Genomic DNA, 10,473 nt, shown 5'->3' with positions numbered 1-10,473 from the left:
CTTGTCGAAGAAGGGTTCGGGGGTGGTTACCGCTGCCGATATTCAGCTGGATCATGATGTCGAGATCGTTAACCCCGATCACGTAATCGCTAACCTGGCGTCTAACGGCGCCCTGAACATGAAGCTCGTTGTAGCTCGTGGTCGCGGTTATGAACCAGCAGACTCGCGTCAGAGCGATGAAGACGAAAGCCGCAGCATTGGTCGCTTGCAGCTCGATTCTTCGTTCAGCCCGGTTCGTCGTATCGCATACGTGGTGGAAAACGCCCGTGTCGAACAGCGTACTAACCTGGACAAACTGGTTATTGATCTGGAAACCAACGGTACTCTGGATCCTGAAGAGGCTATCCGTCGTGCGGCAACCATCCTGCAACAGCAGTTGGCTGCGTTCGTCGACCTCAAAGGTGACAGTGAACCCGTTGTAGTCGAACAGGAAGACGAGATCGATCCGATCCTGCTTCGTCCGGTTGACGATTTGGAACTGACCGTACGTTCGGCCAACTGCCTTAAGGCGGAGAACATTTACTACATCGGTGATCTGATTCAGCGCACTGAAGTAGAACTGTTGAAGACTCCGAACCTGGGCAAGAAATCCTTGACTGAAATCAAGGACGTTCTGGCTTCTCGTGGTCTCTCCCTCGGCATGCGCCTCGACAACTGGCCGCCTGCAAGTCTTAAGAAGGACGACAAGGCGACTGCCTGATCGTCGTAATCACCGAACGTTGTGTTTGGTAAGGAATGAACCATGCGTCATCGTAAAAGTGGACGTCACCTGAGCCGTACCAGCTCTCACCGCAAGGCCATGTTCCAAAACATGGCGGTGTCGCTGTTCGAGCACGAGCTGATCAAAACTACCCTGCCGAAAGCCAAGGAACTGCGCCGCGTTGCCGAGCCGCTGATCACCCTGGCCAAGATCGACAGCGTTGCTAACCGTCGTCTGGCTTTCGACCGTACTCGTTCGAAAGAAATCGTCGGTAAGCTGTTCAACGATCTGGGCAAGCGCTATGCGACCCGTGAGGGTGGCTACCTGCGTATCCTCAAGTGCGGTTTCCGCGCTGGCGACAACGCGCCTATGGCGTACGTCGAGCTGGTTGATCGTCCTGTTGGTGGCTCTGTAGAAGCCGCTGAATAAGACATCAGTCATCACGAAAAACCGGGCCTAGCGCCCGGTTTTTTGTTTTCTGATTCCCAGGTAAATACAACGCGTTATCAATTGATTGCCAGAATATTGCGCTAACTCTTAGTGATAAAGAGAACTCCCCTCATTTACTCCACTTTTCGGCACCAAATGTCAGGGAATCGCAGAAATTCTTCGTTTTTCTGCTCTTTGTCGGTGACCTTCCCATGATGTTGGTTCAGACTATCGGCTTTCCTGAAGGAGATTCACGGCAATGCAAGGCCACCCGGACGTCATCGATTATCTCAACACGCTGCTGACCGGCGAACTGGCTGCGCGCGACCAGTATTTTATCCATTCGCGGATGTACGAGGATTGGGGTTTCAGCAAGCTCTATGAGCGTATCAACCACGAGATGGAAGAAGAGGCACAGCACGCTGATGCGTTGATGCGCCGGATTCTGATGCTTGAAGGCACTCCGCGTATGCGTCCGGATGACTTGGACGTCGGCACTACGGTCCCTGAGATGCTTGCCAGCGATCTTCGGCTGGAATACAAGGTCCGTGCCGCACTCTGCAAGGGCATCGCTCTGTGCGAGCAGCACAAGGATTACGTCAGCCGCGACATCCTGCGTGTACAGTTGGCCGATACCGAAGAGGACCACACCTACTGGCTTGAAAAGCAGATGGGTCTGATCAAATCCATTGGCCTGGAAAACTACCTGCAATCGCAGTTCTGATTCCGGTCCAAGAAAAAGCCCCTGTCATGTTCGCCATGACAGGGGCTTTTTTACATTTCACGACCTTGCCTGCAATCAGGCGCGATCGCGCTCCAACAGTGGCTTGAGATAGTGGCCGGTATAAGACTGTTTCATCTCGGCCACCTGCTCCGGGGTGCCGGTCGCGATGATCTGTCCGCCTTTCGATCCGCCTTCCGGTCCAAGATCGACAAGCCAGTCCGCAGTCTTGATCACGTCCAGATTGTGTTCGATTACCACCACCGTATTGCCGTGGTCGCGCAGGCGATGCAAAACGTCCAGCAATTGCTGAATATCCGCGAAGTGCAGGCCGGTAGTCGGTTCGTCGAGGATATACAGCGTCTTGCCGGTATCGCGCTTGGATAGCTCACGGGAGAGTTTGACCCGCTGCGCTTCGCCGCCTGACAACGTCGTGGCTGACTGCCCGAGCTTTATATAGGACAGGCCTACATCCATCAGTGTTTGCAGTTTGCGCGCCAGCGCCGGGACGGCATCGAAGAACGCGCGTGCTTCTTCGATGGTCATCTCCAGCACTTCATGGACGCTCTTGCCCTTGTACTTGATTTCCAGGGTTTCGCGGTTGTAGCGCTTGCTCTTGCAGACGTCACACGGCACGTAGATATCCGGCAGGAAGTGCATCTCTACCTTAATCAGACCGTCGCCCTGGCACGCCTCACAACGGCCACCTTTGACGTTGAACGAGAAGCGACCCGGGCCATAACCACGGGAGCGCGATTCCGGCACGCCGGCGAACAATTCACGAATCGGTGTGAACAGACCCGTGTAAGTCGCCGGGTTCGAGCGCGGGGTACGGCCGATTGGGCTTTGGTCAATGTCGACCACCTTATCCAGATGCTGCAGACCGTCGATGCTGTCGTGTGTCGCTGCTTCCAGCGTGGTCGCTCCGTTGAGTGCGGTCGCGCTGAGCGGGAATAGGGTGTTGTTGATTAGCGTTGACTTACCCGACCCGGAAACCCCCGTCACGCAGGTGAGCAACCCGATTGGAATTTCCAGGTCGACGTTACGCAGGTTGTTCCCGCGCGCGCCTTTGAGCTTGAGCGATAGCTTCTTGTTGCGCGGCGTACGTTTGGCCGGCACTTCGATCTTCACCCGACCGGATAGATACTTCCCGGTAAGTGAGTCCGGGTGATCCATCACCTCTTGCGGAGTGCCTTCAGCAACGATGCTGCCACCGTGGATGCCGGCACCGGGGCCGATGTCGACCACGTAGTCCGCCAGGCGAATAGCATCTTCGTCATGCTCCACGACAATCACCGTGTTACCGATATCACGCAGGTGCCGAAGGGTGTCCAGCAACCGATCGTTGTCGCGTTGATGCAAGCCAATCGACGGTTCGTCGAGGATATACATGACGCCCACCAGACCCGCGCCGATCTGGCTAGCAAGGCGAATACGCTGGGCTTCACCGCCAGACAGGGTATCCGCGCTGCGATCCAGCGTCAGATAGTCCAAGCCAACGTTGACCAGGAACTGCAGGCGTTCGCGGATCTCCTTGAGGATTTTGTCGGCGATTTCGCCACGGCGCCCCGTGAGCTTCAACCTACCGAAGTAGTCAGTAGCATCGCCGATAGGCAGATTGGTCACCGCAGGTAGCGTTTTCTCACCGACCCACACATGCCGCGCTTCCCGGCGCAGGCGCGTACCACGGCAATCGGGGCAGGGCTGAGTGCTCAGGAACTTGGCCAGTTCTTCACGGACGGTCGCTGATTCGGTTTCGCGGTAGCGACGCTCCAGATTCGGCACGATCCCTTCGAACGGGTGCGCACGTTTGACGATGTCGCCCCGGTCGTTCAGGTAGCGGAAATCCACGTTCTGACTGCCGCTGCCGCTGAGCAGGACTTTCTGCTGATCGGCCGGCAGTTCCTTGAACGGGACCTCCAGACTGAAACCGTAATGCTTCGCCAGTGAGCCGAGCATCTGGAAGTAATAAACGTTGCGCCGATCCCAGCCGCGTATGGCGCCTTCGGCAAGCGTCAGTTCACCGTTGACCAGACGCTTGGTGTCGAAGAACTGCTTCACGCCCAAACCATCGCAGGTCGGGCATGCGCCTGCCGGATTGTTGAAGGAGAAAAGCTTGGGTTCCAGCTCGCTGATCGCGTGTCCACAGATGGGGCAGGCAAAGCGCGCTGAAAAGATGATTTCTTCACCCGGCTCGTCGTCCATTGGTGCGACCAGAGCGATGCCATCGGCCAACTTCAATGCGGTCTCGAAGGACTCCGCCAGACGCTGCTGCAGGTCGGCGCGCACTTTGAAGCGGTCGACGACGACATCAATAGAATGCTTCTTCTGTTTATCCAGCTTCGGCAGCTCGTCGAGTTCGCATAGCTTGCCGTTGACTCGCGCACGTACGAAGCCCTGGGCGCGCAGTTCTTCGAACACGGCCAGATGCTCGCCCTTGCGCTCACGAACGACGGGCGCGAGCAACATCAGTTTGCTGCCTTCCGGTTCGGCCAGCACCAGATCGACCATTTGACTGACCGTCTGCGCTTCCAGTGGAATATCGTGATCAGGGCAGCGAGGCTGACCGACGCGGGCATAGAGCAGGCGCAGGTAGTCGTAGATCTCGGTGATGGTGCCCACGGTCGATCGCGGGTTGTGGGACGTGGACTTCTGTTCGATGGAGATTGCCGGTGACAGACCTTCGATGGTGTCGACATCAGGCTTTTCCATCATCGACAAAAACTGCCGCGCGTAGGCAGACAACGATTCGACGTAGCGGCGCTGCCCTTCGGCATACAGCGTGTCGAATGCCAGCGACGATTTGCCGGAACCGGAGAGCCCGGTTATGACGATCAGCTTGTCCCGTGGCAGGGTAAGGTCGATGTTTTTCAGGTTGTGGGTTCGAGCCCCACGAATCAGGATCTTGTCCAAGGTGGCCTCGCACGGCGGGCGTCAAAACGCAGGAGTATACGGCCAAATACTGGATGGATGCACACTATTGGAAAGCGCCAGGCCTTATCTGCGAAAAGAAATTTCCCGCGATGCGCGGCAAAGCGTCGTATGTGCTGTACATCGATGGGACTGGTAGAATCGCCGCCGGTTCACATGAGGTTCTTCCATGCACGATTCTCACAGCGAGCGCATGAGTGGCAGCGAAACCCGTGCAGCGGGCGGTCTGGCGCTGGTGTTCGCGTTCCGTATGCTTGGCATGTTCATGGTTTTGCCGGTTCTGGCGACCTATGGCATGGACCTGGCTGGCGCGAGCCCGGCACTCATTGGTCTGGCGATTGGCGCATACGGCCTGACCCAGGCGGTGCTGCAAATTCCTTTCGGCATGATTTCCGATCGCATCGGCCGCCGTCCGGTCATTTATCTTGGGTTGGTGGTGTTTGCGCTCGGCAGCGTGCTGGCTGCACAGTCGACATCGATCTGGGGCGTGATCGCCGGTCGAATTCTCCAGGGCGCTGGCGCTATTTCGGCGGCAGTGATGGCCTTGCTGTCTGACCTAACCCGCGAACAGCACCGCACCAAAGCCATGGCGATGATTGGTATGACGATCGGTGTGTCGTTCGCCATTGCGATGGTGGTCGGTCCCATCCTCACCAGCGCGTTCGGCCTGTCAGGACTGTTTCTGGCAACCGGGGCAATGGCGCTGATCGGCATCGTTATCGTGGCATTCGTGGTGCCCAAGTCGACAGTGACGCTGCAGCACCGCGAGTCGGGCCTTGCGCGTCAGGCGCTGGGAGCGACGCTTCGCCATCCGGACCTGCTGCGTCTGGATTTGGGTATCTTCGCGTTGCACGCAATGCTGATGTCCAGTTTCGTGGCGTTGCCGCTGGCGTTGGTTGAAAAAGCCGGCCTGCCCAAGGAGCAGCACTGGTGGGTCTACCTGACCGCGCTGCTGATCTCTTTCTTCGCGATGATCCCGTTCATCATTTACGGCGAGAAGAAACGCCAGATGAAGCGGATTTTGCTAGGTGCGGTCCTGGTGCTGATGCTCACTGAGCTATTCTTCTGGGAGTTCGGCAACACCCTTCGGGCGTTGGTGATCGGCACCGTAGTGTTCTTCACTGCATTCAATCTTTTGGAAGCCTCGCTACCTTCGCTGATCAGCAAGGTCTCGCCGGCGGGAGGCAAGGGCACGGCGATGGGGATTTATTCCACCAGTCAGTTCCTCGGTTCCGCGGCTGGCGGCATCCTCGGCGGCTGGCTATTTCAGCACGGCGGGCTCGATGTTGTGTTCCTCGGCGGCGCCGGTCTGGCCGCCATCTGGCTCGCGTTTGCTGTTACCATGCGCGAACCTCCGTACGTGACCAGCCTTCGCTTGCCGTTGTCGCCCGAGGCTCAACGCGACACAAGCCTTGCCGATCGCGTGTTGGCCGTACGTGGAGTAACAGATGCAGTAGTGGTGGCCGACGAGGCCGCCATCTATATCAAATTTGACAAAGAACTGTTGGATCGGGCGTCTTTCGACGAAGTGGTCAATCCAGCGTCGGAAACGTGTGAAGCCTAGGAGAACGTTATGGCCCGTGGGGTTAACAAAGTCATATTGGTCGGCACATGTGGCCAGGATCCCGAAGTTCGCTACTTGCCTAACGGTAACGCCGTGACCAACCTGAGTCTGGCGACAAGCGAGCAGTGGACCGACAAGCAAACCGGTCAGAAAGTCGAAAAGACCGAATGGCACCGTGTTTCGATGTTCGGCAAGGTCGCAGAGATCGCCGGCGAGTACCTGCGCAAAGGCTCGCAGGTCTACATCGAAGGCAAGCTACAGACCCGCGAGTGGGAAAAAGACGGCATCAAGCGCTACACCACTGAAATCGTTGTCGACATGCAGGGCACCATGCAGTTGCTGGGCGGACGTCCACAAGGCGATGCTCAACAAGGTCAGGGTGGTGGCGGCTATCAGAATTCCGCCCCCCGCCCACAGCAATCGCGCCCGCAGGCCGCTCCTCAGCCGCAGCGTGAGTCGCGTCCTGCTCCACAACAGGCGCCGCAACCAGCTCCTGATTTCGACAGTTTCGATGACGATATTCCGTTCTGATCCTCCGGAATCGAACGCAGTAACGCGTTGAACAAAAAAGCCCCCGCACAGCTCTGCTGTCGGGGGCTTTGTTTTGGGAAGCGGAAAGTGGTGTTTACAGCCCCAAGTCACTCAGTCCTGGATGGTCATCGGGACGGCGTCCCAGTGGCCAGTGGAATTTGCGCTCCGATTCCTTGATTGGCATGTCATTGATGCAGGCGAATCGGCGGTGCATCAGGCCGTCTTCACTGAACTCCCAGTTTTCGTTGCCGTAGGAGCGAAACCAGTTCCCCGAATCATCGTGCCATTCGTAGGCGTAGCGTACGGCGATACGATTGTCGGTGAAGGCCCATAGCTCTTTAATCAACCGGTAATCGAGTTCCTTTTTCCACTTGCGGGTTAGAAAGGCCTTGGCCTCTTCGCGGTTGGTGGCGAACTCGGCGCGGTTACGCCATTGAGTGTCGAGGGTGTAGGCCAGCGAGACTTTTTCCGGATCGCGGCTGTTCCATCCGTCTTCGGCCAGACGGATCTTCTCGATGGCAGATTCGCGGGTAAAGGGGGGAAGTGGCGGGCGAGTCTGGGCGTTGGACATGGCGGAGCCTCCAGGCAAGTTGGATATAACGGTAAGTGAAGCGTTCTTGAAGCTCAGGCCTTTACGGCGGCCTGTTTCAGCAACAGCTGCGCAACGTCCCTTGCGCTGTCGGCAGCGCTGTAGTCACCCATGACACGAGCGGTGGTGATGGCGCCTTCCATGAGAATCAGCAACTGTTTGGCGAGTGCTGACGGTTGCTCGATGTTCAGTTGCTCGGTCAGTTCAAGCGTGTAATCGAACAACTTCTGTTTGTGCAACCTGGCAATCAGCCGGATCGGATCATTCGGATCGCCAATCTCCCCGGCTGTGTTGATGAAGGCACAACCGCAAAAGCCTTCAGACTCGAACCAGCCTTTGAGTACGGCAAACATGTTCAGGATTCGCGCTTGCGCAGAGTCGGCCCTGTCGGACTCGCTCCTGAACCACTGCATCCAGCGCACGTCCCGGGCATTCAGCGCGGCGGCAGCTACTTCATCTTTGGTCGCGAAGTGGCGATAGATGCTCTTTCTGGCAACGCCCGAGGTCCTCACCAAAAGATCCATGCCGGTAGCGTGTATCCCGTTTCGGTAGATGAGTTGTTCGGCAGTTGCGAGAATTTTTTCGCGGGTGTCATTGGTCTGTGTGCTCATGGGATCGTAAGGTAGAACGATCATTCTCCCTGGTCAAGCGGCGTGTGAAAAATAGTCGTTTTCGTGGCTCTGAGCGAACCGCTGTTCATGAAGCTTTGCAGCGCAGGCGAACTTGCGGGGCGAATATCGATCAGTTTCTGTGGGCATTGATTTCGCCGTCCCTCATGACTGAAAGGAGTGACCTGCGTTTTGTCGAACTTCAAATCTGTCCTGCTGCTGTGTGTGATGCTCTGCGTCGGCAGCTTTAACGTTCAGGCGGCCGATGCGCCCGCCGCCAGTACCGCACAATCAACCGCACCTGCTGACCCGCCACCTGCCGCCGAGCCCGATAAGCCGGAAATACTGGTCAAGGGCGGATTGCTCGGCGTTATCAGCACCAGCATCGACAGCGTGCAAGACAAGCTGGATCTAAATGGCCATTTGCTCGACTCCTGGCGTTTGCGTGCCGACCGCGCCGCTGACGAACTGGGCACCCTGGTCAACAAACCCTCGTCTCGTTCGCCTTGGGCCATCGCCGGGGACTTCCTGATTCTGTCAGTCGTCTGGATCGGCGCGTTCCTGCTGCTCAATCGGATAGGGGCATTCATTGCAAAGCGTGTGTCCCGGCACCGCCTGCTGCAGAAGTTTGACCGAGTGCAGGGTGTAGTGGGTTACGTGTTGCCCTTCACGATTCCGGCTCTGATATGCCTGCCGCTGACCCTTTATGTCAGTCATTTCATGCCGACATCCGTTGGCCGGGCGCTGGCGCTGTGTCTGGCGTACTCGACCAGCAGCGGCATCTTCTCGACCTCGGTGCTGATGTCGGTGATCGTGCTATTCAATGCGGGGCACAAGCGTCCGGCGGTTCGCATCATTCGTTCGTACGCACCGCATCCGCTGTTCATCATCGGATTCTTCGCTGCCTTGAGCGATGCGCTGACCAGCCCGCAAATTGCCCGGCAGTTGGGTGGCAACGTGACCACCAGTGTCGCCGTGTTCACCGGGCTGATGGCCTCGGTCATGTTTTGCATCGTGGTGATTCGTATGCGCCGACCGGTGGCACATCTGATTCGTAATCGCCCATTGAGCGCTCGTCTGGCGCGGCCTGCATTGCAGCAGACGTTGAAGGTTTTTTCGAGCCTTTGGCATCTGCCGATTCTGCTGATGATCCTGGTCTCGGCTATCAGCCTGATCGGTGCGGGAGAGGACAGCCAGGAGGCCTTGCGTTGCGCCATTCTGACCACGGTGCTGTTGATCGGCACGGTGTTTCTCAGCACCCTGTTCCAGCACATGTTCAAACCTGCCGAAGCGCACAGCTCCAGGGTCTACAAGGAACGCTTGCTCAGCCTGCTGCATGCGGTGCTGCGCATTGCACTGGCGGTGGGCTTCATCGAGTTACTAGGCCGGATCTGGGGTTTTTCGCTGTTCGAATTCGCCCAGCGCAATACGCTTGGCAAGGTAATCAGCGATTCATTGAGCAGCATCGGCCTGATCTTTCTGGTGACCTGGCTGCTGTGGGTCGTGATGGACACTGCAATTCAGGAAGCCCTCAAGCCGCCGAACAATAATCGCTCCATGCGCCAGCCCAGCACTCGGGTCAAGACCATCCTGCCGCTGCTGCGCAACGCGATCAAAATCATTCTGGTGGTGATCTGTACCATCACGACCATGGCCAATCTCGGGATCAACGTCGCGCCACTGCTGGCGGGTGCGGGGGTTGTCGGTCTGGCTATCGGCTTCGGTTCGCAGCAACTGGTACAGGACGTGATCACCGGCCTGTTCATCATCATCGAGGACACGATTTCCATCGGCGACTGGGTGGTGCTGGATTCCGGTCATGCCGGCACGGTGGAAAGCCTGACGATTCGCACGCTGCGTTTGCGCGACGGCAAGGGCTTCGTGCATTCAGTGCCCTTCGGTCAGATCAAGGCAGTCACCAACCAGTCCCGGCAGTTCGCGTATGCGTTTTTCTCGTTCCAGTTCACCTACGATTCGGACGTGGACTCGGCGACTTCGTTGATCCGCGAAGCGGGGCAGGCGATCAGTGATGACTTCTTGCTGGCGAGCACGCTACAAGGGCCGCTGGAAGTGTTCGGGCTTGATCGCATGGACATGAACGGGATCGTGATTACCGCCCAGTTCCGGACTTCGTCGGGCGGGCAATATGCGGTGAGTCGCGCGTTCAACGACAAGCTCAAGCGTCTTGTGGATAAATCCACGGACGTGCGATTTGCGCAAACTTATCCACAGCTGGTCATGAGCCCGCATAACGGGCAGATGCCGATAGACGATGGGGATGCGCAACAGCCGTTGCCGGGCAAGGCGTCGGTGGTAAACAAGGATGGCTCCGAGAGCCCTGTTTGAGCTTTTGCACAGCCTATTGTAGGAGCCGGCTTGCTGGCGAACGCGGAGTGTCAG

The 10,473-nt window shown here is 57.6% G+C and carries 9 protein-coding genes; 6 read left to right on the top strand and 3 right to left on the bottom strand.

All coding sequences use genetic code 11. The annotated features are described in order from the left end of the window. From rpoA to bfr, 3 genes are all read left to right on the top strand, one after another. A partial coding sequence (rpoA, locus tag ACRER8_RS00060) for a DNA-directed RNA polymerase subunit alpha (RefSeq protein ID WP_431744341.1) occupies positions 1-700 on the top strand: 700 nt, incomplete at its 5' end. A 42-nt stretch (positions 701-742) separates the two neighbouring features. Beyond that, positions 743-1,129, top strand: coding sequence for a 50S ribosomal protein L17 (rplQ, locus tag ACRER8_RS00055; RefSeq protein ID WP_166598553.1), 387 nt, complete (start codon positions 743-745; stop codon positions 1,127-1,129). Positions 1,130-1,388: 259 nt separating this feature from the next. Continuing rightward, complete coding sequence (gene bfr, locus ACRER8_RS00050; RefSeq protein ID WP_062384501.1) at positions 1,389-1,853, top strand: bacterioferritin; 465 nt, start codon at positions 1,389-1,391, stop codon at positions 1,851-1,853. Positions 1,854-1,928: 75 nt separating this feature from the next. On the opposite strand, the gene uvrA is transcribed toward bfr, so the two are convergent. Further along, entirely contained in the window at positions 1,929-4,763 is a 2,835-nt protein-coding gene (gene uvrA, locus ACRER8_RS00045) for an excinuclease ABC subunit UvrA (protein ID WP_431744340.1), read from the bottom strand. 187 nt (positions 4,764-4,950) lie between these two features. On the opposite strand from uvrA, the gene ACRER8_RS00040 reads away from it, so the two are divergent. Next, positions 4,951-6,345: an MFS transporter gene (locus tag ACRER8_RS00040; protein WP_431744339.1), complete on the top strand. Its 1,395-nt coding sequence runs from the start codon at positions 4,951-4,953 to the stop codon at positions 6,343-6,345. A 9-nt stretch (positions 6,346-6,354) separates the two neighbouring features. Then, positions 6,355-6,876, top strand: a complete 522-nt coding sequence (locus tag ACRER8_RS00035; RefSeq protein WP_120124977.1) for a single-stranded DNA-binding protein — start codon at positions 6,355-6,357, stop codon at positions 6,874-6,876. A gap of 94 nt (positions 6,877-6,970) precedes the next feature. On the opposite strand, the gene ACRER8_RS00030 is transcribed toward ACRER8_RS00035, so the two are convergent. Together ACRER8_RS00030 and ACRER8_RS00025 are read right to left on the bottom strand one after the other, a co-directional pair. Continuing rightward, the gene (locus tag ACRER8_RS00030; RefSeq protein ID WP_431744338.1) at positions 6,971-7,447 is read right to left on the bottom strand and encodes a DUF1348 family protein; all 477 of its coding nucleotides are present in this window, start codon (positions 7,445-7,447) and stop codon (positions 6,971-6,973) included. Positions 7,448-7,500: 53 nt separating this feature from the next. Further along, positions 7,501-8,076: a TetR/AcrR family transcriptional regulator gene (locus ACRER8_RS00025; RefSeq protein ID WP_431744343.1), complete on the bottom strand. Its 576-nt coding sequence runs from the start codon at positions 8,074-8,076 to the stop codon at positions 7,501-7,503. Between the two features lie 225 nt (positions 8,077-8,301). Here ACRER8_RS00025 and ACRER8_RS00020 point away from each other — a divergent pair, with 225 nt between their 5' ends. Then, positions 8,302-10,419 (top strand): mechanosensitive ion channel family protein, encoded by a 2,118-nt coding sequence (locus ACRER8_RS00020; RefSeq protein WP_431744342.1) that lies wholly within the window; start codon positions 8,302-8,304, stop codon positions 10,417-10,419. Positions 10,420-10,473: the final 54 nt, after the last annotated feature.

The organism is Pseudomonas sp. (assembly GCF_050739935.1).
Classification (GTDB): domain Bacteria; phylum Pseudomonadota; class Gammaproteobacteria; order Pseudomonadales; family Pseudomonadaceae; genus Aquipseudomonas.
The sequence above is the reverse complement of the archived record's forward strand: the minus strand, read 5'-3'. Positions and strand labels throughout refer to the sequence as shown.